Here is a 24,678-nt window from a genome sequence, read left to right on the forward strand (position 1 = left end):
GGCGAAAACTTTCTTTGAAGCCCTGCATAAAAATGAAAAATGACGGGCAGGATCACACTTTTTTGCGGCGCGTTGCTCAGCCAAATAGGCAAAAAGCCCGGCGCGGCGCGCTAAACCGCAATTAATGTTTCATTAACACCTGCGCTTCACCGTATAATCCCCCTGTTAACATCAGGAGCCTATTATGAAGCCAGCGAAAATCGCGGTCGTCACTCTCTTCTTACTTATGGCCATCGGCGGGATCAGCGGCGTAATGCTGGCCGGCTATTCCTTTATTGTACGTGGCGGTGTCGGCTGATCCAGCGGGTCAGACGCTCAAACGCGCGGTCGACAATGATCGCCGCCAGCGCCACCAGTAGCGCCCCCTGCACAATATAGGCGGTATTAAACCCGCTCAGGCCGATGATGATCGGCGTCCCAAGCGTATTGGCCCCTACCGTCGAGGCTATCGTCGCGGTACCAATATTGACGATGACCGAGGTGCGGATCCCCGCCAGGATCACCGGGGCCGCCAGCGGCAGCTCCACCTTATACAGACGCTGCCAGCCGGTCATTCCCATCCCTTCTGCCACATCTGACACGCCCGACGGTATCGATCCCAGCCCGGCCAGCGTCCCCTGCAGCACCGGCAGTATGCCATACAGCGCGAGGGCGATCAGCGCCGGCAGCCAGCCAAAGCCCAGCACCGGTACCGCCATCGCCAGCACCGCCACCGGCGGAAAGGTCTGCCCGATAGCGGCGATGGTCTCCACCAGCGGACGAAAAGCGCTGCCCGCGGGCCGGGTAACCGCCACCCCTGCCCCCAGCCCGACGGCGGTTGCCGCGAGGCTGGATACCACTACCAGCCAGCCGTGATCGAGAGTGAGCGCCCAGAAGCTCTCCTGCTGGTAAACCGGCCGCGGCAGTTCCGGAAACAACCGACTGAACAGCGGCGCGCTGTAGGGTAGCCCCATCAGCAGGCCGATGAACAGCGCGATAAGCCACCACAACGGCTCACGAAGCGCCTTCATGACTCGCCTCCTGGCGCAGCAGATCGGCAAAATGCAGCGTGCCGCAGGGCTGCCCCTCGGCATCCACCACCGGCAGCGCCTCGCAGCGCCGGGCGACAAACTGCGATAGCGCTTCCCGCAGGGTCATGGTGACGGTCAGCCCCTCGCCCGCCAGCCGCTCGTCGGGGCGCAGATAGTCCCGCACCTCACGCAGCGACAGCAGGCGCACGCCCAGCTCGCTGCGGCCAAAAAAGGTCTGCACAAAGCTATTCTCTGGCCGCAGGAGCATCGCCAGCGGCGCCCCCTGCTGGACCACCTCGCCACCATCCATCAGCACCAGGTGGTCCGCCAGGCGCAGCGCTTCGTCAATATCATGGGTCACCAGGACAATCGTCCGCCCCAGCAGGCGGTGAATGCGCAGCATCTCCTGCTGCAGCGCCTCGCGGGTCACCGGGTCGAGGGCGCCGAAGGGTTCATCCATCAGCAGCACCTCCGGGTCTGCCGCCAGCGCCCGCGCCACCCCGACCCGCTGCTGTTGGCCGCCGGAAAGCTGATGGGGGTAGCGGTCGCGCAGCGTCGCCTCCAGCCCCAGCAGCGCCATCAGCTCGTCGACCCGGTCGGCGATCCTCGCCCGCGGCCATTTTTGCAGCTGCGGCACGGTGGCGATATTCTGCGCCACCGTCCAGTGGGGAAACAGGCCGATAGACTGGATGGCATAGCCCATCCGTCGCCGCAGGGTCAGGAGCGGCTGCTGGCGGATGTCTTCGCCGGCAAAGCGAATCATGCCCCGGTCCGGCTCCAGCAGGCGGTTGATCATTTTCAGCGTCGTCGACTTGCCCGAGCCGGAGGTTCCCACCAGCACCGAAAATGCGCCTTCGCGCAGCTCCAGGGTCAGGTCCTTCACCGCCGGGGGGCCGGCAAACGCTTTGCTGACCCCTTGAAACTCAATCATTGGCCTCTCCTTTTAGCCAGGCGCCCCACAGGGCGAACAGAGCATCCACCACCACCGCCAGGGCAATGGTCGGCATCACGCCCAGCAGCACCAGATCCAGCGCGCTGCTCAGCAGCCCCTGAAATACCAGCGCGCCAAAGCCGCCGGCGCCGATCAGCGCCGCCACCACCGCCATGCCGACGGTTTGCACGCTGACCACCCGCAGGCTGCGCAGCAGCACCGGCATCGCCAGCGGGAGCTGCACCTGACGAAAGCGCTGCCCGGCGCTCATGCCCATCGCCGTCGCGCTCTCCAGCGCATCCTGCGGCACCTGCTGCAGGCCGGTCACCACCCCGCGCACCAGCGGCAACAGCGCATACAACGTCAGGGCAATCAGGGCCGGCGCCACGCCGGTCCCGGAGACGCCCAGCTCGCCCAGCGCCGGAAAATAGCGCGCCACACCGGCAAGCGGGGCAATCAGCAGGCCGAACAGCGCAACCGACGGGATAGTCTGGATCACATTGAGCACGGTGAAGGCCGGCGCCTGCCAGCGCGGACGCCGCCAGAGCCATACCCCCAGCGGCAGGCCGATCAGCAGGCCCGGCAGCAGGGTGCCAAACAGCAGAAGCAGATGCTGGCGCAGAGCGTCGTCAAACACCTCCTGGCGGTTGGCATACTCTTTCAGCAGCGAGAGCTGATCGAGCGCCCCGGCGGCGAGCAGGATGATGGGCAGAAGCCAGACTTGCGCATTGAGCAGCCAGCGCCACAGCGGCCGGGCGGTAAGAGGACGAATGGCCTCGCTGGCCAGCAGCAGGCAGAGCGCCAGCGACAGCCACAGGCCGCTGCCGGGCGAGGTGCGCGCCAGCGGCGAGCCGTGCCGGGAGAGCTCAAGCGCCGCCTGGCCGCTGCCCCAGATAAGCAGCGGGAAGAGCAGTTCGGCCAGCAGCAGATGGAGAAGCGGCGCGACCCTGCCCGGCAGCCAGCAGAGCAGGATCCCGGCGAGGGCTGCCGCCAGCTGAACGCCGGCGAGCCAGGGCATCACCTGCCACAGCCCGCGCCCTTCCCCGGAGAGTAAGCGATTCGGCGCGTAAGTGATAAACGGCAGCGCCAGCGTAACCAGCAGCAGGCCTGTCAGCAGCAGGCCGACGCGGTGAGTACAGCGAATGGTCACCGGTGGCTTACTTCAGCAGGCCTTTCTGCTGCAGATAATCTGCCGCCACGCGCTTCGCATCCTGGCCTTCCACTGCGATGCGGGCGTTGAGCTGCTGCAGGGTCTTTTCATCGAGGCTGGCGAAGACCGGCTTCAGCCAGTCGGCGATCTGCGGGTAGGCTTTCAGCACCGTCTCGCGCACCACCGGCGTTGGGGCGTAAATCGGCTGCACGCCCTGCGGGTCGCTCAGCGTCTGTAATCCCAGGGCCGCCACCGGGCCGTCGGTGCCGTAGGCCATCGCCGCGTTGACGCCGGAGGTCTGCTGCGCCGCCGCTTTGATGGTCACCGCCGTATCGCCCCCGGCCAGCGACAGCAGCTGGTTCTGGTTAAGTTTGAAGTCATACGCTTTTTCAAACGCCGGCAGCGCGTCCGGGCGTTCAATAAACTCCGCCGAGGCCGCCAGCTTAAATTCGCCGCCCTGCTGCAGATAGCGGCTGAGGTCGGCCAGCGAAGTCAGGTGATTTTTCTCCGCCAGCTCCTGACGCACGGCGATGGTCCAGGTGTTGTTGGCCGGCGCCGGGGTAAGCCATACCAGCTGATGTTTCTCCTGATCCAGGCGCTTCACCTTCTCATAGCCCTGCTGGGCATTCTTCCATGCCGGGTCGTTTTCATCTTTAAAGAAAAAAGCGCCATTGCCGGTATATTCCGGGTAGATATCCAGCTCGCCGGCGACAATCGCCCCGCGCACCACCGGCGTGGTGCCGAGCTGGATTTTGTTAATCGTTTTGACACCGTGGCTTTCCAGCACCTGCTGGATCATATTACCGAGCAGCGCCCCTTCGGTATCAATTTTCGAGCCGACCTTCACCGGCTCTGCCGCCTGCAGCGGCACACTTATCAGGGCGACCAGCGCCAGCGCGCCGGACCATTTCGTCGCCATCTTCATCCCGCATCCCTCAGTTCTTTTGCGCTTCGCTTACAGAAGCTTAAGAGAAAAGCGTAGTCCATTTGCCAGCGATACGAAAAAGAAAAGGCCGATTAATCGGCCTTTTAAGTGTGACGTTGCGCTTAAGGGCTATGTCTTACAACAGCTCAAACTCGCTCTGCTTCACGCGGGCGGAGTCCACGCCGATAAAGACATTGAATTTGCCCGGCTCAGCGACGTATTTCATCTGCTGGTTCCAGAACTTCAGCGCGTCGACGTCGATCGGGAAGCTGACGGTTTGCGTTTCGCCCGGCTTGAGGTTGACCTTTTTAAAGCCGCGCAGCATTTTTACCGGCCGGCTCATGGAGGCGGTGACATCCTGCAGATACAGCTGAATGACCGTCGCCCCTTCGCGTTTGCCGGTGTTGGTCACCTGCACGCTGGCGGTCACGCTGCCGTCGCGCGGCAGGGTGGCCGACGACATGGTGACATCGGAGACGCTAAAGGTGGTATAGCTCAGGCCGTAGCCAAACGGGTACAGCGGGCCGTTGGCTTCATCGAAGTAGCGCGAGGTGTACTTGTTCGGCTTCTCAGGATTATACGGACGACCGGTATTCAGGTGGCTGTAGTAGGTTGGGATCTGCCCCACCGAGCGCGGGAAGGACATCGGCAGCTTGCCCGACGGGTTATAGTCGCCAAACAGCACGTCGGCGATGGCATGCCCGCCTTCGGTGCCGGCAAACCAGGTCTCCAGCAGCGCATCGGCTTGCTGATCCTCTTTCACCAGCGCCAGCGGACGGCCGTTCATCAGCACCAGCACCAGCGGTTTGCCGGTGGCCTTGAGGGCGGCAATCAGGTTGCGCTGGCTCTGCGGCAGGGTGATGTCGGTCCGGCTGGAGGCCTCATGGGCCATGCCCTGCGCCTCGCCCACTACGGCAACCACCACGTCGGATTGCTTCGCCGCCGCGACGGCTTCGTCGATCATTTCCTGCGGCGAGCGCGGGTCAACCTGCACCGCGTTCTCATACAGGTTAAGGAAATCGACAATGCCTTTGTCGTCGGTAACGTTCGCCCCTTTGGCGTAAATCACTTTGCCGTTATCGCCCAGCGCTTCTTTGATGCCGGTCAGGACGGTCACCGACTGGTCGGCCACGCCCGCTGCCGACCAGCTGCCCATCATGTCGCGTTTGCTGTCCGCCAGCGCGCCCACCACCGCGATAGTGCCGGATTTTTTCAGCGGCAGCGTATCAAGCCGGTTTTTCAGCAGCACCAGGCTCTCGCGGGCGACTTCCCGCGCCTCTTTACGATGCAGACGGCTTTCTGCGTTGGTGTCCTGCGGGTCAGAATCTTTTGGCCCCAGGTGGCTGTAGGGATCGTTGAACAGCCCCATATCATATTTGACGTTAAGCACGTGACGGGTGGCGTCATCCAGCTCGGCCATGGTCACCTTGCCGGACTTCACCAGCCCCGGCAGGTACTTGCTGTAATACTCGTCGCTCATGCTCATGTTGATGCCGGACTTGAGCGCCACGCGCACCGCGTCTTCCGGGTCGGAGGCCACGCCGTGCTTGATCAGCTCTTTAATGGCGCCGTGGTCGGAGACCGTGATGCCTTTAAAGCCCCACTGGTCGCGCAGGACATCTTTCAGCAGCCAGGAATCGGCGGTCGCCGGGGTGCCGTTCAGCGAGTTCAGGGCCACCATCACCGCGCCGCTGCCGGCATCCAGCCCGGCTTTATACGGCGGCATATAGTCGTTGAACAGGCGCTGCGGGCTCATGTCGACCGTGTTGTATTCTTTCCCGCCCTCCACCGCGCCGTAGGCGGCGAAGTGCTTGACGCTGGTCATCACCGAATAGCGGTCCGCCGGGCTCTTACCCTGCATCGACTCCACCATCGCCTGACCCATCATCGTGGTCAGATAGGTGTCTTCCCCGAACCCTTCGGAAGCGCGTCCCCAGCGCGGGTCGCGGGAGACGTCGACCATCGGCGCCCAGGTCATGTTCAGCCCGTCATCGGCGGCTTCATAAGCTGACACCCGGCCCACGGTCTTCACCGCGTCGAGGTTAAACGACGAGGCCAGGCCGAGGCTTATCGGGAAGACGGTGCGCTGGCCGTGCAGCACATCGTAGGCAAAGAACAGCGGGATTTTCAGGCGGCTGAGCTGCATCACCTGATCCTGCATAACGCGGATATCCGGGCGGGTAACGGTATTAAAAATCGCCCCCACCTGACCGTTTTTGATCATTTCACGGATCGCCTCTTTGGGGTTATCCGGGCCGACGCTTATCAGACGCAGCTGGCCGATTTTCTCGTCTACGGTCATTTTTTTCAGCAGGTCGGTGACAAAAGCATCCCGCGCCTGCGGGGTCAGGGGGTGGTTACCAAACAGTTCATCCGCCAGCGCGGGTTGCAGCGCCAGACTCACGGCGACGCCTACAGTGCAGAGCCATTTCATTGTTATCTCGCTTTTTCTCAGACGGGGACTCGGTAAAACATAATAAAAACCGCAGTTTGCCATATATATAAACAACGCGCCCGCAGAATGCTAAGGTTCTTCTCTGATTTTTGCGAAACATTCATGCATCAAATTGTCATACAAAGCGCTATGCTTATCCTCGATATTTCGCGCACCACCACAAGGAGTGGAACATGTCATCTGCACCCACTAACACCAATAAAACGTTTCTGGCTGACCTGGCGCGCCTGGTTGGCCCTTCGCATCTGCTGACCGACCCGGCAAAAACCCAGCGCTACCGCAAAGGCTTCCGCTCCGGTCAGGGCGAGGCGCTGGCGGTTGTCTTTCCCGGCACCCTTTTGGAACTCTGGCGCGTGCTCAACGCCTGCGTCGACGCCGATAAAATCATTCTGATGCAGGCGGCCAACACCGGCCTGACCGAAGGCTCCACCCCCAACGGCAATGATTACGATCGCGAGATCGTGATTATCAGCACCCTGCGCCTGGATAAACTGCATCTGCTGGACAAAGGCGAGCAGGTGCTGGCCTGGCCCGGCACCACGCTCTACTCACTGGAAAAAGCGCTGAAACCGCTGGGGCGCGAGCCGCACTCAGTGATCGGCTCATCGTGCATCGGCGCGTCGGTGATCGGCGGGATCTGCAACAACTCCGGCGGTTCCCTGGTGCAGCGCGGGCCGGCCTACACCGAGATGTCGCTGTTCGCACAGATTGACGCCGACGGCAAGCTGAAGCTGGTCAACCATCTGGGCATCGATCTCGGCAGTACGCCGGAGCAGATCCTCAGCCGACTCGACGACGAGCGGATCAGCGATAGCGATGTGCTGCACGATGGCCGCCACGCCCACGATCACGATTATGTTACCCGCGTGCGCGATGTCGATGCCGACACCCCGGCGCGCTACAACGCCGACCCGGACCGCCTGTTCGAATCCTCCGGCTGCGCCGGCAAGCTGGCGGTTTTCGCCGTGCGTCTCGATACCTTCCCGGCGGAAAAGCGCCAGCAGGTGTTTTACATTGGCACCAACCAGCCGCAGGTATTGACCGAGATCCGCCGCCATATCCTCGCCGAGTTCCAGCATCTGCCGGTGGCCGGGGAATATATGCACCGCGATATTTACGATATCGCCGAGCAGTATGGCAAAGACACCTTCCTGATGATCGACAAGCTCGGCACCGACAAAATGCCGTTCTTCTTCACCATGAAGGGGCGCACCGACGCGATGCTGGAGAAAGTGTCGCTGTTTAAACCGCACTTTACCGACCGCTTTATGCAGAAGCTCGGCCACGTCTTCCCGGCGCATTTACCGGAGCGGATGAAAACCTGGCGCGACAAATATGAACACCATCTGCTGCTGAAGATGGCCGGCGACGGCATCGAAGAAGCACAGCGCTGGCTGACGGAATACTTCCAGCAGGCCGAGGGAGATTTCTTCGCCTGTACGCCAGAAGAAGGCAGCAAGGCATTCCTCCACCGCTTTGCCGCCGCCGGCGCGGCGATCCGCTATCAGGCGGTGCATGCCGACGAAGTCGAAGATATTCTGGCGCTGGATATCGCCCTGCGCCGCAACGATACCGAGTGGTTCGAACATCTGCCGCCGGAGATCGACAGCCATCTGGTGCACAAGCTCTACTATGGCCACTTTATGTGTCATGTGTTCCATCAGGATTACATCGTCAAGAAAGGGGTCGATGCCCATGCGCTGAAGGAGCAGATGCTGGAGTTGCTGAAAGCGCGCGGCGCCCAGTACCCGGCGGAGCATAACGTGGGTCATCTGTATGAAGCGCCGGAGAGCCTGCAGCAGTTCTATCGCCAGAACGATCCGACCAACAGCATGAACCCGGGGATTGGTAAAACCAGTAAGCAGAAATATTGGGGTGAAGCGGCCCCGGCGCCGGTCTCCCCGGCGGATCCGCAATAATCGGCGGCAGGACTATTCAGCCTGGCGCTTCTGTATTACGCTGCACGCCGGAGAATGTCTCTCCGGCAGATTCAGGAGCGCCGCCATGCCCGCAGAGGCCCCGTTACTCGACAGTGATTTAGAAATTCGTGAAGCGCTGCCCGACGATGCGCACGCCATCGCCGCGCTGTATGTCTGGCACGTGCTTAATGGCCGCGCCTCCTTCGAAGAGATCCCCCCCACCGTTGACGAAATGCGTAAACGGATCCAGACCGTGCGCGATAACGGGCTGCCCTGGCTGGTCGCGCTGTGGCGCGGGGCTATCGTCGGCTACTGCTACGCCACTTTCTATCGCCCGCGCCCGGCCTATCGCTATACCCTCGAGGAATCGATCTACGTGGAATCCGGAATGGGCGGGCGCGGCATCGGCAGCGCGCTGCTGTCGCGGCTGATCGCCGAATGCGAGAAAGGCCCGTGGCGGCAGATGCTGGCGATCATCGGCGATGGCCATAACAATGCCGGCTCGCTGGCGATCCATAAAAAGTTCGGTTTTACCGTGGCGGGTCAGCTGCGCAGCGTCGGCTATAAGATGGGCGACTGGCGGGATACGTTGATTATGCAGCGCGCGCTGGGTGACGGCGACTGGACGCTCCCGGAGTAATATTCGGCGTCAAATCCCCGGCTCGCGGCGTAAACGCCTCAGCCGGGCTACCGTTCAGCGCGGTTCCCCAGGCCGGATAAGGCGTCAGCCACCATCCGCCACTCGGCCTGATTGCCCGGCGGCGCTGCGCTTGCCGGGCCTACGAAGGGGGCGAACCCGGCGCCAAATCACGTAGCCCGGATAAGGCGCAATGCGCCGTCATCCGGGGGATGTGCAGATTAATCGTTCTGCGCGGTCTGGGCGCCGCCTTTCAGCATCGCCTCCGCCATCTGCGCTTCGCGCTGCTTCTTATAGCTCAGCGCCGAAGCCGGCACCGGCATCACCTTCCCGGTCTCGATCCACGTGCGCAAACGGCTGGCGTCGGCAAAGTGGGTATATTTGCCGAAGGCATCCATCACCACCAGCGCCACCGGGCGTTGGTTGATCACCGTGCGCATAATCAGGCAGTGGCCGGCGGCGTTGGTGAAGCCGGTTTTGGTCAGCTGGATGTTCCAGTTGTCGCGATACACCAGATGGTTAGTGTTGCGGAACGGCAGGCTGTAGGCCGGATGGGCAAAGGTGGCGGTCTCTTCTTTGGTGGTGCTCAGCTGGCCGATCAGCGGGTACTGCTCGCTGGCGATCAGCAGTTTGGTCAGATCGCGGGCGGTGGAGACGTTATGCACTGACAGTCCGGTGGGCTCCACGTAGCGGGTATGGGTCATCCCCAGCGCCTGCGCTTTGGCGTTCATCGCGCGAATAAAGGCGTCGTAGCCGCCCGGATAGTGATGCGCCAGGCTGGCGGCCGCACGGTTCTCGGAAGACATCAGCGCCAGCAGCAGCATATCGCGGCGGCTGATTTGGCTGTTGAGACGCACGCGCGAGTAAATCCCCTTCATTTCCGGGGTATGGCTGATATCCACCGTCAGCATCTCATCCAGCGGCAGATGGGCATCGAGCACCACCATGGCGGTCATCACCTTGGTGATCGACGCCATCGGGCGCACCAGATCCGGCTGGCTGGAGTAGATGATTTTTTTGGTGGCCAGATCGACGATCATGGCGCTGCCGGAAGCGATGTCCGGCTGCGAGGCGGTCACCGCCGTCGGGGTTTTTGCTAACGCCTGGGGCGCAAAAGGCACAGCCAGCAGCAAGGTCAGGCTGAGCAAAGAGACTCGAAATTTCGGCATCATGGGCATTCTGAAAAGTATTTTTGCACGTTATGCAACGTACGCCGCGAGGTTAAGTGGGCAACTTCGCTGGCAAACGCCATCATACCGCGCTGTAAGGCCCTGTGCCTAATAAGAATCGTGAAGAAATGCTGCATTGCCGACATAAAATACATATTTGCCGGCAATGCATATTGACCCGTTACGTCCGATCAGAAGAGTCGGTAGCCATACCCCCACAGCACCACGGTGATCGCCAGCAGGACTTCCAGCACCAGCACCCCGATGGCCAGGGTTGAGCTGGCGAAACTGAGCCCCTCTTCCCGGTTAATGCTCAGGAAGGTCGGGATCCCGAGATAGAGCAGATAGCCAGTATAGAACAGGGCAATGGTACCGATCAGCGCGCATAGCCAGACCAGCGGATAGAGCGCCACAATCCCGCTCAGGAACAGCGGTGTGGCCACATAGCCGGCAAATACCATGCAGCGTTTCAGGGAAGGCTGCTGTGGATACTGCCTGGCCATCCACCAGATGACCCGCCCCATGATCGCCACCCCGGCGAGCATCACGGCATAAAACAGCACCGCCAGCGCCAGCCCGGTCAACATCGACAGTTTAATAATAGTGCCGTCGCCGAAGTTCCAGCCCAACTGCGTGGTGCCGATAAAGGCGCAAACCACCGGAACGGCCGCCATCAGCAGCACATGGTGCGTATAGTGATGAGAAATGGTTTCATTCTCGCTCTTAATCACGCTCATCTCCCGGTTGGGATGAGCGAAGAGCCCCCAGACATGGTTCATAGCGTCCCCCTTGTCACGGCTTCGTACTGCACTGATCCAAGTATAATTCACCCTGTAGATTATTTTGTGTACAGCGCAAAAAATCTGCCTCGCCGCGTTTTGGTCAGTAGGGTGTATGATTAAGAGGTGATGAGGTAAGGAGAAAAGCTGTTTATGGATATCAATCACCTGATTTCCCAGTATGGCTACGCGGCGCTGATCGTCGGCAGCATGGCGGAAGGTGAGACCATTACCCTGCTGGGCGGCGTCGCAGCGCATCAGGGGCTACTGAAGTTTCCCCTGGTGGTGATCGCCGTCGCCCTCGGCGGGATGATTGGCGATCAGCTGCTCTATCTGCTTGGTCGCCGCTTCGGCGGGCGCATTCTGCGCCGTTTCGCCAGCCAGAAGGCGCGGATCCGGAAAGCGCAGCGCATGATCCAGCACCGGCCGTGGCTGTTTGTCATCGGCACCCGCTTTATGTACGGCTTCCGGGTGATCGGCCCCCTGCTGATCGGCGCCAGCCGCCTGCCGCCGCGCATTTTCCTGCCGCTGAATATTGTCGGAGCGCTGGTGTGGGCCCTGCTGTTTACCACCATAGGCTATCTTGGCGGCGAGGTGGTCGGCCCGTGGCTGCACCATCTGGACGCCCATCTGAAGCATTGGATCTGGCTGATCCTCGCGGTGCTGGTGGTCGTGGCCGCCCACTGGTGGCTCAGGCGGCGCGAGAGTAAGAAGAAAGACTGAGCGGCGCGCCCGCGGGCGCACCGTGGTTGGCGGTTACTTCACCGTCTGGTGGTAGCCGCCGCCAAGGGCCGAGGTCAGCTGAATGCTGGCGTCAATCCACTGGCCGTGCAGGCGCAAGGCGGTGATACGCTCCTGCAGCGCCGGGAGTTTCGCCAGGCTCACCCTGGAGCCGGGCAGGATCCCCGCCGCCATTCGGGCCTGCGCCAGATCCACCACCCGCTGGGCGTCTTTTTCAACCTGCTGCTGCTGTTGGCTTTTGGCCATCAGCGTCTCGACCTGGCTGGCGGTTTTCGCCACCTGGTTGACGGCGTCCACCACCGCTTTGTTGTATTGGGCGATGGACAGGCTGTTCTGCGCGCTGGCGATATCCAGATTAGCATTGAGACGACCGCTGTCGAAGATCGGCAGCGTCAGTCCGGCGGTGACGCCCATCTGCTGCGCCGAATGGCGGAAAAGATCGCTTAAGTGCAGGGCATCCTGCTGCAGGAACGCCATCAGGTTGATGTCCGGATAAAACGCCGCCTTCGCCGCGTCCACTTCGCTCAGCGACGCCTCGATATACCAGTGAGCGACCTGCAGATCCGGGCGGCGCGCCAGCAGCTCATAGCCGAGGGTATCCGGCAGCTGCGCGCTGACCGTCGGCAGGCTGGCGGGTTTGAGGTTTAGCGACTGGCTCTGGCTGTTGGTCAGGGCCATCAGCCGCGCTTCAATCTCTTTCATCGTGCCCGCCACGTCCGCCAGCTGCTGGTCGGTTTTGCTGACGTTAATATCGTTCTCCGCCCCTTCGGCGGAGTTGGTGATCCCGCGCTGATACAGGGCCTTGTCGACCGTCACGATATTATTTTGCTCGTTTTTCACCTGCTGCAGCACCGCTTTGATCGCCGCTTCCGTCTGCCACTGCCAGTACAGGCGCGCCACGCTGCCGGAGAGCAGCTCGCGGGTCTGTGCCTGCTCGGCCACCTGGGCTTTCAGCTCGCCGATGCGCGCTTTCACCAGCGCGCGGTTTTTGCCCCACAGATCGAGATCCCAGCCGGCAGTCAGGCCGAAGGTGCCATTGGTGTACCACGGGCCGGTATTGCCGTCGGTATCGGTGGCGAACGGCCCCATCAGGCCTTCAGCGGACATTTTCTGCCGTTCGATATCGGCGGAGAAATCCATCTCCGGGCCAAGATTCGCCTGCGACATTCGTGCCTGCGCTTCAGCAAGCCTGATGCGCTGTTCGGCAATCTGCATGTCCGGCGCGTTGGCGAGTGCGCGCTGAATCAGATTATCCAGTTGGGCATCGTGGTAGTCTTTCCACCAGTCGGTGTGTGGCCAGCCATTTTTGACGGCGGCGGGAAGATCCATGGAAACGTGGGAAGCCGGAATTTGCTGCTGCGGCGGATTAGCGACCTCATGAGAAGGCGCGCAGCCAGCCAGCGCGATGGCCAGGGGCAACGCCGCCAGCACGCTATTTTTTAATATCAATTTCATTTAACAGGTCAGATAACGTAATCAGGTTGGTTATCATAAATTAATTGAATTAAACGCGTTTAGTAAAGCGTGTGACTAAATTATTAGTTAGCTAAAAATAAACAACCTTATCAATTCAAGGGATGAATATGAGTCAGAATATTTATGACGACCCGCAGTTCTTTGCCGGCTATGCGACCCTCGATCGCTCGGTGAAGGGACTGGAGGGTGCACCAGAGTGGCCATCGCTGCAGGCAATGCTGCCGCCAGTAACCGGTTTGCGGGTGGTGGATCTCGGTTGTGGCTACGGCTGGTTTTGCCGCTGGGCGCTGCAGCAGGGAGCCAGCCAGATAATTGGTTTTGATATCTCCCGACGTATGCTGGCGCAGGCGCGAGAGATGACCCGCGGGGATGAGATTGACTACCGCTGCGCCGATCTGCAAACCCTGACGTTGCCCGCCAACAGCTGCGATCTGGTCTACAGCTCACTGGCGCTCCATTACTTACCAGACATCGCCCCGCTCTTCACCGCCCTGCAGCAGGCGCTGGTCCCTGGCGGCATCCTGGTCTTTTCCGCGGAACATCCCATCTATACCGCGCCGCTGCAGCAGGGATGGCAGGTAAATGAGCAGGGGCAAAAAAGCTGGCCGGTCAGCCACTATCAGCAGGAGGGCGAGCGCGTAAGCAACTGGTTTGCCGAGGGCGTCATTAAACAGCACCGCAAACTCTCAAGCTGGGTAAACGCGCTTATCGCCGCTGGTTTTGTGCTGGAGCAGCTGGATGAGTGGGGTCCGAGCGCCGAACAGATTGCTCAACAGCCCGCCCTGGATGAAGAGAAAGAGCGTCCGATGATCTTTTTACTGCGCGCGCGTAAACCGGGCTGATCCCTCGCCCGGCGATGGCCGGGCGGGGAAGCATTACACTTTCAGGCTGGCGCCGCGGCTGGCAATCACCTCTTTATACCAGTCAAAGCTCTTCTTCTTACTGCGTGCCAGGGTGCCGGTGCCGTCATCATGGCGGTCGACATAGATAAAGCCGTATCGCTTCGACAGCTCCGCCTTCGAGGCGCTCACCAGATCAATCGGCCCCCAGCTGGTAAAGCCCATCAGCTCAACGCCATCGTCAATGGCTTCCCGCGCCTGCACCAGGTGGTCGTTCAGGTAGCTGATGCGGTAGTCATCATTAATGCTGCCGTCGGCTTCCACCTTATCTTTGGCGCCCAGACCGTTTTCCACGATAAACAGCGGCTTCTGATAGCGATCCCACAGCACGTTCAGCAGCGTACGCAGGCCGAGGGGGTCTATCTGCCAGCCCCACTCCGAGCTCGCCAGGTGCGGGTTCGGCACCATGCTGAGAATATTGCCGCGCGCCTGCTGGTTCAGCGCCTCATCGGCGGTGACGCACCCGGTCATGTAGTAGCTGAAGGAGATAAAATCGACGGTGGTTTTTAAGCGTTTCGCGATCGGCCTCGGTGATGTCGAGCGTGATGCCGTTGTCGCGGAAAAAGCGCTGCATATAGCCCGGGTACGCCCCGCGCGCCTGCACGTCGCCGAAGAACTGCCAGCTGCGGTTCTCCTGCAGCGTCGCAAACACATCTTCCGGTTTGCAGCTCAGGGGATACATCAGCCCGCCGAGCAGCATATTGCCGATTTTGCCCTCGGGCACCAGCTCATGACAGGCTTTGACCGCCAGAGCGCTGGCCACCAGCTGGTGATGAATGGCCTGATACACCTCGCCTTTACTGCTGCCGGCCGGCAAGCCGACGCCGGTCATCGGGGCATGCAGCGACATATTGATTTCGTTAAAGGTCAGCCACAGTTTGACTTTGTTTTTATAACGGCTGAACACCGTCCGGGCGTAGCGCTCAAAGAAGCCAATCACCTGCCGGCTGCCCCAGCCGCCGTAATTTTTCACCAGCGCCCATGGCATTTCATAATGCGACAGCGTCACCAGCGGAGTGATGTTGTGCTTCGCCATCTCGTCGAACAATTTGTCGTAGAAGGCGAGTCCGGCTTCGTTCGGCTCGGCGTCGTCGCCGTTGGGGTAGATGCGCGTCCAGGCGATGGAGACCCGCAGGCAGTTAAAGCCCATCTCAGCGAACAGGGCGATATCTTCCGGGTAGCGATGGTAAAAATCGATCGCCACATCCTTTATGCCGCTGTCGCCGGGTACGCGCTCGACCACTTCGCCGAAGACGCCGTGCGGCTGCACATCGGAGGTGGATAACCCTTTGCCATCTTCCAGGTACGCCCCTTCCACCTGATTCGCCGCGGTCGCGCCGCCCCATAAAAAATCTGTCGGGAATGTTTTCATCTCTCTCTCCTGTGATTAATGGCTGACTGACAACAACGGCTGACCGGCTTCGACGGCGCTGGGCGCCACCGTGTCGATCTCACGATAGCCATCGCTGTTGCTGATAATAATCGGGGTCGCCAGGTCGTAACCGGCGTCCAGAATCGCCTGACGATCGAACTCAATCAGCAGATCGCCGGCCTGTACCCTGTCGCCCTCTTTCACATGCGCGGTAAACGGCACGCCATCGAGTTTGACCGTGTCGATGCCAACGTGGATCAGCAGCTCGATGCCGCTGTCGCTCTGCAGGCCGATGGCGTGTTTAGTCTGAAACAGGGAAGCCACTTCGCCCGGGAATGGGGCGATGACTTTGCCCACCGCCGGGATAATGGCGACTCCTCTCCCCAGCAGGCCGCTGGCGAAGGTGCTGTCCGGCACCTGATCGAGGGCGATGACGCTGCCGCTCATCGGCGCCAGGATGTCATTTGCCGAGACCGGCGCTACCGCCACGGCGCCCGGCGCGGCGCTGGCGCGCGGCAGGCCGGCGAAGAAGGTCAGCACGCAGGCGAGCACGAAAGCCACGCCGGTGCCGATAAGCCCGCCCCAGACGCTGGCGTCAATCCCGCCGGGCGGGATCATTTGCGCCGGGAAAAAGATGTTTGGCAGGCCAAACGAGTAGGCATAACTGTTGCTAAAGGCAGTGATCGCCCCGCCAATCGCCCCGGCGACACAGCCGAAGATAAACGGACGGCGCAGCGGCAGAGTCAGGCCATAGATAGCCGGCTCGGTGATGCCGAACAGCCCGGCGGAGAAGGCGGAACCGGCCAGCACCCGCTGGCGCGCATCGCGGGTGGCGAGGAAAATACCGAGCACGGCGCCCACCTGGGCAATCACCGCCGGGAGGATAATAGGCAGCATGGAGTCGTGACCAAGCACCGTCATGTTATTGATCATCAATGGCACCAGCCCCCAGTGCAGGCCGAAAATAACGCACACCTGCCACATGGCGCCCAGTACCGCGCCCGCCAGCCATGGCGCAAACGCATAAATGAACTGGTAGCCGTTGGCCAGCAGATGGCTCAGCCAGGTGGCGACCGGGCCAATCACCAGGAAGGTGAGCGGGACCACCACCGCCAGGCAGATGGCCGGGCTGAAGAAGTTTTTCATCGATGACGGCAACAGCGCGTTGCTCTTGCGCTCCAGCCAGCAGGAGACCCATGAGGCGAGAATAATCGGGATCACTGACGAGCTGTAGTTGATAAAGGTCACCGGAATGCCGAGAAAGTGCTCCACCGCCGCGCCCGGCGCCTGGCTGGCCTCAAAGGCCTGAATCATCAGCGGGTGGGTTAACGCCCCGCCAATCACCATCGAGATAAACGGGTTGCCGCCAAACTTCTTCCCGGCGGTATAGCCAAGAAACAGCGGGAAGAAAAAGAACAGCGCGTCGCTGGCAGCAAACCAGATTTTATAAGTCCCCTGCTCCGGCGTAAGCCAGCCGCAGGTCACCGCCAGCGCCAGCAGGCCTTTCAGCAGACCGGTTGCCGCCATCACGCCGATAAACGGTGTAAAAATGCCGGAGATGATGTCGATAAGCTGGCTTAACACCGATCCTTTGGCCGCTTTTTCCTCGGCAACCGGTTCGCTGTCATCGCTTAACCCCGCCTCCTGGCGCACCGCCAGCCAGACGTCGTGAACGTGGTTGCCAATCACCACCTGAAACTGGCCGCCGCTCTCCACCACCATAATCACGCCCGGATTGGCCTTCAGCCCTTCGGCATCGGCTTTGCCGTTATCCTTCAGTTTAAAACGCAGACGTGTCGCACAGTGAACCAGACTCACAATGTTCTCTTTGCCGCCGACGCGGTTGAGAATATCCTGCGCGAGTGCTTTATATTCCATGCTCTTTTCCTTACTGCCGCTGCCCGCAGACAACCGGCGACTGAGTAGTAAAAATAAAAAAAACCCGAGAACCACGCCGGTAGGCGTCGCGCTCAGGTTTTGCCTGCATCATGCAGTAACAATCCAGTTTGTCGGGAGACTTAGCGTCCCTCTTTTCTTACCCGTTCAATATGAATGGCAAGAAACATAATTTCTTCGGTGGTCAGCGCACGCTGATACTGCTTTTGCAGATGCGTCGCCACCGTTTCCGCACACTTCCACGCTTTGGCGTAGTTGTCTTTCACCGCGCTGTGCAGCGAGACGTCGTCATCTTCCACCACCGTGCGGGTCAGCATCCGCTGAGCGAAAAACTTCAGGTGGGTGACGAAACGCTGATAGCTCAGTGACTCCTCGTCGTAGTTCAGCTGCAGCTGATACTTCACCAGCTGCAGGATCTCCTGCATCACCCGGGTCACGTGCATGACCTCCGGCATTTCGCTGTTGAGCTGCGCCGTCACCAGATGCAGGGCGATAAATCCGGCTTCATCCTCCGCCAGCGCCACGCCTAGCCTTTTGGCAATGATGGCCCTTGCCTCCTGGCCCAGCGCGAACTCCTTCGGATACAGCCGCTTAATCTCCCACAGCAGCACGTTACGCAGTGCGATGCCCTTTTTCTGCCGCTCGATAGCAAAATGACAGTGATCCGTTAACGTGATGTACAAACTTTCCTGTAACTTGCCCAACCGCCCGCGTGCCAGGTCGATAATGCGATCGCAGGTGGTCATCACTTCTAACGGAATCTGACTGAGCAGCTCGCCTAAGCGGCCGACCAGCTCATCGCTTTGTAAGGCGAAAACTTTTTCAATTTTACTGTCGTCCAGCACGTCGCCCGGGCGTTTCTGAAAGGCCAGCCCTCGCCCCATCACCACCTGTTCGCGCCGGTGCTCGTCGAGAACCACCACCACATTGTTATTGAGTACTTTGGCGATTTGCATATAGACCCCAGAAACAAAAAAACCTGACCCCCGACGAAACGCCAGGTGATCAGGTTTTGCCTGCCGCAGCAGTTGCAATCCAACGCCAGCACTGTAACAACTTCTGCTGCGCGCTCAACCTGACAAGTGAAAAAACGTGATTAAGATCGCGACTATCAGAAGGTCACGATGGTTTTCCACTCCACTACCCACGCGTCCTGGGTCTGCGCGACGCCGCCCGGACGGTGCCAGTACTGCAGGCCCGGCTGCAGCTCCAGCCAGGAGACCGGGCGGAAGCGATAATAGAGTTCACCGTTCAGCGAATGACCGGCCACCGGCTGGTAAGCCGGATCGTTATAGTCGGTGGCGCCGCTTATCTGATTCATATAGCGCTGATTACGTGCGTAGTGGCTGCTCATGTCGATCCACGTCAGGCCGAAGCCGATCCAGTCCTCCGGACGGGCGTCAAACAGACCGCGGTAGCGCATGGAGGCGGCGACGGCGGAGTGGATATAGTTGCTGCGCTGGTCGCTGAGGCTGCCGCTCAGCGAGACGCTCATTCCCCGCAGCGGATCGTCGGCATGGCGGGTGATCTGCTGGTTCAGGCCAGCGTACATAAACCAGGTGCTGTCGTGCTCGGCGTAGCCTTGCGGGTCCGTCGCCCCGGCGCCGCCGGATTTACCGCTGTAGAGGTCGCTCTGCGGCGCGTTAGTCCAGACCACGCCAAGGTTATAGGCTCCCGGCAGGCCATTAATCAGCGGACGGGTTTCGATCTCCATCGGCAGTAAGATGCCTTTGCTACCCTTCGTCGACCAGCTCCACGCGTGGCTGCGCGCGGTAGCCTGCGGGTTTTGCTCCATCACCCCGCCTTTGAGGGTGACGGTCGGCGTCAGCTTGTACTCCAGGGTGGTGCCCCAGGTATGAATGTTCCAGTTATTCCAGGTCAGCGAGTTGGCCGATTTCCCACCGCACTGGGTCAGCAGCTGAAAATCGCAGGGTATGATCTGGTCGAAGGTTTGCACCTTGTTCATCATGCCGATGCGCCAGGTCAGGCGGCGGTCGTCAAAGCTGCGGGCAAAGGTCAGCCAGCCGAGACGGGTGATCGACCCGCCGCCCCAGCTCTCCTGCGACAGATCGTTGAAGCTGACCCGCGGATCCTGCAGCCGTTTCGTGGTGAGGTTTTCATCATGGTTGCGATTGACGATATTACCCTCAAGCCGCGCGTCCGGTATGCCGGTCCAGCGCTCCAGATCCTGGGTAAAGGTCAATGACACCTGGTCAATATAGGCCAGATGTTTATCATGGTTATAGCCGCCGCCGGCGTTGTAGGCCATCTCGTTAAGATAGCCAAGATTATAATGAAAGCCGTTCTCTTCAAGGATGGGACGAATGCCCAGCATATCGCCCAGCAGCCCTGGCTGTCCGGCTTCAAACCCCAGCACGCTGCCGTTCCACGCCGGGGTTTGCGCCGCGTTCACGGCGGGCGCCATAGTCGCCAGCGCCGCGCCGATAAAAAGCTGATTTATTTTTTTGTTATGCATTGTGATCTCCACCGTGACTGAATAAAAACAAAGGGGATCCCCAGGCTATTTATTTACCCGTTTTCTTTTTTTAAAAATGAATGGCAAAAAGCGTCCGTCGGTAATAAAACCGCGACAATGCCAGAGAAATCGTTATTCACATCTCATTGTTTTACATCATCATTTTATCCACCCTGAATTTTTACCAAAAAAAAACCTAAGCACTTTGCGCCACGAATGACGAAAGTGCTTAGGTTTTGCCTGAGTTCAGTAGCAATCCTGAATTGATTGACCGCACATTATCACTTTATTCAACCCATGCCTATCATCAATAGGCATGCAAGTAATAATATGTGAAGCGAATAACAGTATGGCGGTTAATAGCGGCCGATCGCCACCGCTATTTCAGCAGACGTTTGCAGGGCGCGAATTTCATTAAACAGGGTCAGCGCCTCGGTATATTCCTTGCGTAAATAGCCTAACCACTGCTTAATTCTCGCCACATGATACAGGCCGGTATCACCCTGCTTTTCCAGGCGGGTATATTTTTGCAACAGCTGGACCACCTGCGGCCACGGCATGCGCGGTTCATTGTATTTGATCACCCGGCTTAGGTTCGGCACATTGAGCGCCCCGCGGCCAATCATCACCGAATCGCAGCCGGTGACGGCCATACAGTCCTGCGCGCTTTGCCAGTCCCAGATCTCGCCGTTGGCGACCACCGGGATAGTCAGGCGCTGGCGGATCTCGCCGATCGCCTGCCAGTTGATGCGTTCGGCTTTGTAGCCATCTTCTTTGGTACGGCCGTGAACCACCAGTTCGCTGGCCCCCGCCTGCTGCACCGCGTCGGCGATTTCAAAGCGCCTTTCGCCGCTATCCCAGCCGAGACGCACCTTGACGGTCACCGGTAAATCCGCAGGGACCGCTTCGCGCATGGCTTTCGCGCCGCGATAGATCAGCTCTGGATCTTTCAGTAGCGTCGCCCCACCGCCGCTGCCGTTCACCAGCTTCGACGGACAGCCGCAGTTTAAATCAACGCCCCACGACCCCAGCGCCACCGCGCGGGCGGCGTTTTCCGCCAGCCACTCGGGATATTGTCCCAGCAGCTGGACGCGCACGCGGGTACCGGACGGGGTGCGGCTTTGATGATGCAGTTCCGGGCACAGCCTGTAGAACGATTTGACCGGCAGCAGTTGGTCCACCACGCGCAGAAATTCGGTGATGCAAAGATCGTAATCGTTAACCTCGGTCAGCAGCTCGCGCACCAGCGAATCGAGCACGCCTTCCATCGGCGCCAGTAGTACACGCATATCGTTACCCGGAAAAAAAAGAGGCGCTATGGTAGCGCCTCCGGGCGTTGGTTGAAAGCGCTCAATGCGTCCGACCCGGCGCACTCCGGTCCCTGGACGCCCGAGGCGGCAAAACGGCGAGATAATCTCTATGCTTTACAGGGGTCTGTGGCGTCTCATTTACCTTTATTTGCCGCGCCTCGTCCAGCAAGGTAGCGTGGGGAGAGAAACCGTCTAAGCCGCAAGGCTTCGGACTCTGACGGGCGAGACGATGGTTCCCGTAAGCTATAAGCGCTATGCATAGAATTCATGATGTGATCGGTAGCACATTTTAGGGATTAATTGTATGATGAATTCACTTCATCAAGGGTTATTACCATGAGTAAATCGCTGACTATTATCTGGCAGTACCTGCGGGCTTTCGTCCTGATTTACGCCTGCTTGTACGCCGGAATATTTATCGCCGGGCTGCTGCCCATCACCATCCCCGGCAGCATCATCGGCATGCTGATCCTCTTCGTGCTGCTGGCGCTGCAAATCATGCCGCCGCAGTGGGTCAACCCCGGCTGCAATATCCTGATCCGCTATATGGCGCTCCTGTTCGTGCCGATCGGCGTCGGCGTGATGCAGTACTGGGATCTGCTACGCGCCCAGCTTGGGCCTGTCGTTATCTCCTGCGCCATCAGCACGCTGGTGGTGTTTGTGGTGGTGAGCTGGAGTTCCCATCTGGTGCATGGCGAACGTAAAGTGATTGGGCAAAAGGAAAAGAAAAATGATGCATGAAATCTGGTGGTCGCTACCGCTTACCCTGATCGTCTTTTTCCTCGCCCGCAAACTGGCGGCCCGCTTCAAATTCCCGCTGCTCAACCCGCTGCTGGTGGCGATGGTGGTGATTATTCCCTTTCTGCTGCTGACCGGGATCTCCTATGAACGTTATTTTGCCGGCAGCAAGATCCTGAACGATCTGCTGCAGCCGGCGGTGGTCGCGCTGGCCTTCCCGCTATATGAACAGCTGCACCAGATCCGCGCGCGCTGGAAATCGATCATCACCATCTGCTTTATCGGCAGCTGTGTGGCGATGATCACCGGCACCACCGTGGCCCTGCTGATGGGCGCCACGCCGCAAATCGCCGCCTCTGTTCTGCCCAAATCGGTGACCACGCCGATTGCGATGGCGGTGAGCGGCAGTATCGGCGGCATCCCGGCCATCAGCGCCGTGTGCGTGATTTTTGTCGGTATCCTTGGCGCGGTATTCGGCCATACGCTGCTCAACCTGATGCGTATTCGCACCAAAGCATCACGTGGCCTGTCGATGGGCACCGCCTCGCACGCCCTCGGTACCGCCCGCTGTGCGGAACTGGACTATCAGGAAGGAGCGTTCAGCTCGCTGGCGCTGGTGCTGTGCGGGATCATCACCTCGTTGATGGCGCCATTTTTATTCCCGCTGATCCTCGCGGTGGTGGGATGAATTGTGATTCAAGTCACATTTCTTAATGCAACAAAGAAAAGTTGCATTAGCAATGGGATGTAAATCACATTTGAAACCCCTTGACGCCCGTACACTGGTTCCCCATTACACTGTTATGAGGCAACGCTATGCACTCACGTTTTCAAGCTGCTTTGACTACCCTGGCAGCAGACCTGCAGGCGGCCATCTCCCCGATGCTCGCCGACCCGCACTTCCCGGCGCTGCTCGAAGCCGATCAGGTGGCGACGCTGCAACAGGCGACAGGTCTGGACGAAGACGCGCTGGCCTTTGCGCTACTGCCGCTGGCCGCCGCCTGCGCGCGCGCCGACCTTTCTCACTTTAACGTCGGGGCTGTCGCCCGCGGCGTCAGCGGCCGCTGGTACTTTGGCGGCAACATGGAGTTTCTCGGCGCCACCATGCAGCAGACCGTCCATGCGGAGCAGAGCGCCATCAGCCACGCCTGGCTGCGCGGTGAAACCTCCCTGCGCGCTATCACGGTGAACTACACGCCGTGCGGCCATTGCCGTCAGTTTATGAACGAACTGAACAGCGGACTGGCGCTGCGCATTCATCTGCCCGGTCGTGAAGCCCATGCGCTGCAGCACTATCTGCCGGATGCCTTCGGCCCGAAAGACCTGGAGATCAAAACCCTGCTGATGGACCACCAGGACCACGGCTTCCCGGTCAGCGGCGATGCCCTGACGCAGGCGGCGATTGAGGCCGCTAACCGCTGCCACGCGCCGTACAGCCATTCGCCTTCCGGCGTGGCGCTGGAGCTGAAAGATGGCACCCTTTTCAGCGGCAGCTATGCGGAAAACGCGGCGTTCAACCCGACGCTGCCGCCGCTGCAGGGGGCGCTAAATCTTCTCAGCCTCAACGGCTATGATTATCCGGACATCCAGCGGGCGATCCTGGCGGAGAAAGCCGATGCGGCGCTGATTCAGTGGGACGCCACCGTCGCCACCCTGAAGGCGCTGGGCTGCCACAATATCGAGCGCGTGCTGTTAGGTTAATCCGCCTGCGCAGATGGCCGGATGGCGTCTTCGGCTTATCCGGCCGACCTTTTATACCCTTAGGTGTCGGGTGGCGCTACGCTTACCCGACCTACGGTTCGCGCCATGGCGAGCTGAAGATCCCTATGCCGGGTGTCGGCTCACCCCTTACCCGGCCTGCGTTCGGCGATCTGTCTATATTGCTGAAAATCCCCGCAATCAAACGCGGGTTTCTTGCGCTTACCCGGCGGGTAAAGTAGCCTGAAGACTCCGTTGTCTATTATTGAGCCAAGTTCATGTTAAAGCGTGTGTTCTACAGCCTGTTAGTCCTGCTCGGCCTGCTGCTGTTGACCGTGCTGGGTCTTGACCGTTGGATGAGCTGGAAAACCGCGCCCTATATCTATGACGAGCTGCAGGACCTCCCCTACCGCCAGGTCGGCGTGGTGCTGGGCACTGCTAAATACTACCGCACCGGCGTCATCAATCAGTATTACCGCTACCGCATCCAGGGCGCGCTCAACGCCTACAACAGCGGCAAGGTCAACTATCTGCTGCTGAGCGGGGATAACGCCCTGCAAAGCTACAATGAACCGATGACGATGCGCCGGGACCTGATTAAAGGCGGCGTCGATCCGGCGGATATCGTGCTGGACTATGCCGGTTTCCGCACGCTTGATTCGATCGTCCGCACCCGCAAAGTGTTCGACACCAACGACTTCATTATCATCACCCAGCGCTTCCACTGCGAACGGGCGCTGTTTATCGCCCTGCATATGGGGATCCAGGCCCAGTGCTACGCGGTGCCGTCGCCGAAGGATATGTGGAGCGTGCGGCTGCGCGAATTCGGCGCCCGCTTCGGCGCGCTGGCGGACCTCTACATCTTCAAACGGGAACCGCGCTTCCTCGGTCCTTTAATTCCGATTCCGGCGCAGCAGCACGACGTGCCGGATGACGCCCAGTCCTACCCGGCGGTCACGCCGGAGCAGCTGCTGGAGCTGCAGAAAAACACAAAACCCGCCAATGAGTGATATAAGATACATTAATCATGCGATGCCAAAACAATGCGTATTATAAGTAACGTTAATTGCATAAATGCTCTTTAATGAGTAATATTT

Annotated in this window: 20 protein-coding genes and 2 pseudogenes; 9 read left to right on the top strand and 13 right to left on the bottom strand. The window is 59.9% G+C overall.

Annotated elements, in window-relative coordinates; translation table 11 throughout:
* Nucleotides 1-184: 184 nt before the first annotated feature.
* Nucleotides 185-298 carry a protein YohO gene (locus ACQUTI_RS05820; protein ID WP_002912762.1) on the top strand — a complete coding sequence of 38 codons (114 nt, stop codon included), beginning with the start codon at nt 185-187 and terminating at the stop codon, nt 296-298.
* Here the strand turns inward: ACQUTI_RS05820 and ACQUTI_RS05825 are convergent.
* The 5 genes from ACQUTI_RS05825 to bglX all read right to left on the bottom strand — a co-directional run bounded on the left by ACQUTI_RS05825 (nt 273) and on the right by bglX (nt 6,450).
* Complete coding sequence (locus ACQUTI_RS05825; RefSeq protein WP_048325142.1) at nt 273-1,010, bottom strand: ABC transporter permease; 738 nt, start codon at nt 1,008-1,010, stop codon at nt 273-275. The two genes, ACQUTI_RS05820 and ACQUTI_RS05825, sit on opposite strands and share 26 nt — an antisense overlap.
* Nucleotides 994-1,941 (bottom strand): ABC transporter ATP-binding protein, encoded by a 948-nt coding sequence (locus tag ACQUTI_RS05830; RefSeq protein WP_122543274.1) that lies wholly within the window; start codon nt 1,939-1,941, stop codon nt 994-996. Before ACQUTI_RS05830 ends, ACQUTI_RS05825 begins: the two co-directional genes overlap by 17 nt.
* On the bottom strand, nt 1,934-3,091 hold the full coding sequence (locus tag ACQUTI_RS05835; protein WP_122543276.1) for an ABC transporter permease: 1,158 nt from the start codon (nt 3,089-3,091) through the stop codon (nt 1,934-1,936). Before ACQUTI_RS05835 ends, ACQUTI_RS05830 begins: the two co-directional genes overlap by 8 nt.
* 7 nt (nt 3,092-3,098) lie before the next feature.
* On the bottom strand, nt 3,099-4,016 hold the full coding sequence (gene osmF, locus ACQUTI_RS05840) for a glycine betaine ABC transporter substrate-binding protein OsmF (RefSeq protein ID WP_064183475.1): 918 nt from the start codon (nt 4,014-4,016) through the stop codon (nt 3,099-3,101).
* A 136-nt stretch (nt 4,017-4,152) separates the two neighbouring features.
* A complete protein-coding gene (gene bglX, locus ACQUTI_RS05845) occupies nt 4,153-6,450 on the bottom strand; it encodes a beta-glucosidase BglX (RefSeq protein WP_004201601.1) in 2,298 nt (765 codons plus the stop codon).
* A gap of 194 nt (nt 6,451-6,644) precedes the next feature.
* On the opposite strand from bglX, the gene dld reads away from it, so the two are divergent.
* Together dld and ACQUTI_RS05855 are read left to right on the top strand one after the other, a co-directional pair.
* Complete coding sequence (gene dld, locus ACQUTI_RS05850; RefSeq protein WP_254465672.1) at nt 6,645-8,390, top strand: D-lactate dehydrogenase; 1,746 nt, start codon at nt 6,645-6,647, stop codon at nt 8,388-8,390.
* A gap of 85 nt (nt 8,391-8,475) precedes the next feature.
* Nucleotides 8,476-9,030 (top strand): GNAT family N-acetyltransferase, encoded by a 555-nt coding sequence (locus ACQUTI_RS05855; RefSeq protein ID WP_002912829.1) that lies wholly within the window; start codon nt 8,476-8,478, stop codon nt 9,028-9,030.
* A gap of 218 nt (nt 9,031-9,248) precedes the next feature.
* On the opposite strand, the gene pbpG is transcribed toward ACQUTI_RS05855, so the two are convergent.
* Together pbpG and ACQUTI_RS05865 are read right to left on the bottom strand one after the other, a co-directional pair.
* Nucleotides 9,249-10,199, bottom strand: coding sequence for a D-alanyl-D-alanine endopeptidase (pbpG, locus tag ACQUTI_RS05860; protein WP_162994654.1), 951 nt, complete (start codon nt 10,197-10,199; stop codon nt 9,249-9,251).
* A 188-nt stretch (nt 10,200-10,387) separates the two neighbouring features.
* On the bottom strand, nt 10,388-10,975 hold the full coding sequence (locus ACQUTI_RS05865; RefSeq protein WP_004201605.1) for a Yip1 family protein: 588 nt from the start codon (nt 10,973-10,975) through the stop codon (nt 10,388-10,390).
* A gap of 153 nt (nt 10,976-11,128) precedes the next feature.
* Here ACQUTI_RS05865 and ACQUTI_RS05870 point away from each other — a divergent pair, with 153 nt between their 5' ends.
* Nucleotides 11,129-11,698: a DedA family protein gene (locus tag ACQUTI_RS05870; protein WP_023318737.1), complete on the top strand. Its 570-nt coding sequence runs from the start codon at nt 11,129-11,131 to the stop codon at nt 11,696-11,698.
* A gap of 33 nt (nt 11,699-11,731) precedes the next feature.
* Here the strand turns inward: ACQUTI_RS05870 and mdtQ are convergent, their stop codons facing one another.
* Nucleotides 11,732-13,171, bottom strand: coding sequence for a multidrug resistance outer membrane protein MdtQ (gene mdtQ / locus ACQUTI_RS05875; RefSeq protein ID WP_023318738.1), 1,440 nt, complete (start codon nt 13,169-13,171; stop codon nt 11,732-11,734).
* Between the two features lie 128 nt (nt 13,172-13,299).
* Between mdtQ and ACQUTI_RS05880 the strand changes: the two genes are divergently transcribed.
* Nucleotides 13,300-14,034: a class I SAM-dependent methyltransferase gene (locus ACQUTI_RS05880; RefSeq protein ID WP_023318739.1), complete on the top strand. Its 735-nt coding sequence runs from the start codon at nt 13,300-13,302 to the stop codon at nt 14,032-14,034.
* Between the two features lie 33 nt (nt 14,035-14,067).
* On the opposite strand, the pseudogene ACQUTI_RS05885 reads toward ACQUTI_RS05880, so the two are convergent.
* The 5 genes and pseudogenes from ACQUTI_RS05885 to dusC form a co-directional block, all read right to left on the bottom strand.
* A pseudogene (locus tag ACQUTI_RS05885) lies at nt 14,068-15,463 on the bottom strand (glycoside hydrolase family 1 protein).
* 15 nt (nt 15,464-15,478) lie between these two features.
* Nucleotides 15,479-17,453, bottom strand: a pseudogene (gene bglF / locus ACQUTI_RS05890) (PTS beta-glucoside transporter subunit IIABC).
* A gap of 28 nt (nt 17,454-17,481) precedes the next feature.
* A complete protein-coding gene (gene bglG, locus ACQUTI_RS05895) occupies nt 17,482-18,315 on the bottom strand; it encodes a transcriptional antiterminator BglG (protein WP_048295206.1) in 834 nt (277 codons plus the stop codon).
* A gap of 155 nt (nt 18,316-18,470) precedes the next feature.
* Nucleotides 18,471-19,835 (bottom strand): carbohydrate porin, encoded by a 1,365-nt coding sequence (locus ACQUTI_RS05900; RefSeq protein WP_135698848.1) that lies wholly within the window; start codon nt 19,833-19,835, stop codon nt 18,471-18,473.
* 356 nt (nt 19,836-20,191) lie between these two features.
* A complete protein-coding gene (gene dusC, locus ACQUTI_RS05905; protein WP_043520328.1) occupies nt 20,192-21,124 on the bottom strand; it encodes a tRNA dihydrouridine(16) synthase DusC in 933 nt (310 codons plus the stop codon).
* A 357-nt stretch (nt 21,125-21,481) separates the two neighbouring features.
* Here dusC and ACQUTI_RS05910 point away from each other — a divergent pair, with 357 nt between their 5' ends.
* The 4 genes from ACQUTI_RS05910 to sanA all read left to right on the top strand — a co-directional run bounded on the left by ACQUTI_RS05910 (nt 21,482) and on the right by sanA (nt 24,591).
* Nucleotides 21,482-21,886, top strand: coding sequence for a CidA/LrgA family protein (locus tag ACQUTI_RS05910; protein WP_004201620.1), 405 nt, complete (start codon nt 21,482-21,484; stop codon nt 21,884-21,886).
* Nucleotides 21,876-22,571: a CidB/LrgB family autolysis modulator gene (locus ACQUTI_RS05915; RefSeq protein ID WP_004201621.1), complete on the top strand. Its 696-nt coding sequence runs from the start codon at nt 21,876-21,878 to the stop codon at nt 22,569-22,571. Before ACQUTI_RS05910 ends, ACQUTI_RS05915 begins: the two co-directional genes overlap by 11 nt.
* Before the next feature lie 128 nt (nt 22,572-22,699).
* Complete coding sequence (cdd, locus tag ACQUTI_RS05920) at nt 22,700-23,584, top strand: cytidine deaminase (protein WP_135698850.1); 885 nt, start codon at nt 22,700-22,702, stop codon at nt 23,582-23,584.
* Nucleotides 23,585-23,859: 275 nt separating this feature from the next.
* Nucleotides 23,860-24,591, top strand: coding sequence for an outer membrane permeability protein SanA (sanA, locus tag ACQUTI_RS05925; protein WP_008804033.1), 732 nt, complete (start codon nt 23,860-23,862; stop codon nt 24,589-24,591).
* Nucleotides 24,592-24,678 lie beyond the last annotated feature (87 nt).

It is taken from the genome of Klebsiella sp. 7-CIP_Kleb., assembly GCF_050378655.1.
Lineage (GTDB): Bacteria > Pseudomonadota > Gammaproteobacteria > Enterobacterales > Enterobacteriaceae > Klebsiella > Klebsiella quasipneumoniae.

Bases quoted from the DNA above. Each gene is read 5' to 3' on its own strand.
- ACQUTI_RS05820 (WP_002912762.1), top strand. From the start codon at position 185: ATGAAGCCAGCGAAAATCGCGGTCGTCACTCTCTTCTTACTTATGGCC.
- ACQUTI_RS05825 (WP_048325142.1), bottom strand. From the start codon at position 1,010: ATGAAGGCGCTTCGTGAGCCGTTGTGGTGGCTTATCGCGCTGTTCATC.
- ACQUTI_RS05830 (WP_122543274.1), bottom strand. From the start codon at position 1,941: ATGATTGAGTTTCAAGGGGTCAGCAAAGCGTTTGCCGGCCCCCCGGCG.
- osmF (WP_064183475.1), bottom strand. From the start codon at position 4,016: ATGAAGATGGCGACGAAATGGTCCGGCGCGCTGGCGCTGGTCGCCCTG.
- bglX (WP_004201601.1), bottom strand. From the start codon at position 6,450: ATGAAATGGCTCTGCACTGTAGGCGTCGCCGTGAGTCTGGCGCTGCAA.
- dld (WP_254465672.1), top strand. From the start codon at position 6,645: ATGTCATCTGCACCCACTAACACCAATAAAACGTTTCTGGCTGACCTG.
- ACQUTI_RS05855 (WP_002912829.1), top strand. From the start codon at position 8,476: ATGCCCGCAGAGGCCCCGTTACTCGACAGTGATTTAGAAATTCGTGAA.
- pbpG (WP_162994654.1), bottom strand. From the start codon at position 10,199: ATGATGCCGAAATTTCGAGTCTCTTTGCTCAGCCTGACCTTGCTGCTG.
- ACQUTI_RS05865 (WP_004201605.1), bottom strand. From the start codon at position 10,975: ATGAACCATGTCTGGGGGCTCTTCGCTCATCCCAACCGGGAGATGAGC.
- ACQUTI_RS05870 (WP_023318737.1), top strand. From the start codon at position 11,129: ATGGATATCAATCACCTGATTTCCCAGTATGGCTACGCGGCGCTGATC.
- mdtQ (WP_023318738.1), bottom strand. From the start codon at position 13,171: ATGAAATTGATATTAAAAAATAGCGTGCTGGCGGCGTTGCCCCTGGCC.
- ACQUTI_RS05880 (WP_023318739.1), top strand. From the start codon at position 13,300: ATGAGTCAGAATATTTATGACGACCCGCAGTTCTTTGCCGGCTATGCG.
- bglG (WP_048295206.1), bottom strand. From the start codon at position 18,315: ATGCAAATCGCCAAAGTACTCAATAACAATGTGGTGGTGGTTCTCGAC.
- ACQUTI_RS05900 (WP_135698848.1), bottom strand. From the start codon at position 19,835: ATGCATAACAAAAAAATAAATCAGCTTTTTATCGGCGCGGCGCTGGCG.
- dusC (WP_043520328.1), bottom strand. From the start codon at position 21,124: ATGCGTGTACTACTGGCGCCGATGGAAGGCGTGCTCGATTCGCTGGTG.
- ACQUTI_RS05910 (WP_004201620.1), top strand. From the start codon at position 21,482: ATGAGTAAATCGCTGACTATTATCTGGCAGTACCTGCGGGCTTTCGTC.
- ACQUTI_RS05915 (WP_004201621.1), top strand. From the start codon at position 21,876: ATGATGCATGAAATCTGGTGGTCGCTACCGCTTACCCTGATCGTCTTT.
- cdd (WP_135698850.1), top strand. From the start codon at position 22,700: ATGCACTCACGTTTTCAAGCTGCTTTGACTACCCTGGCAGCAGACCTG.
- sanA (WP_008804033.1), top strand. From the start codon at position 23,860: ATGTTAAAGCGTGTGTTCTACAGCCTGTTAGTCCTGCTCGGCCTGCTG.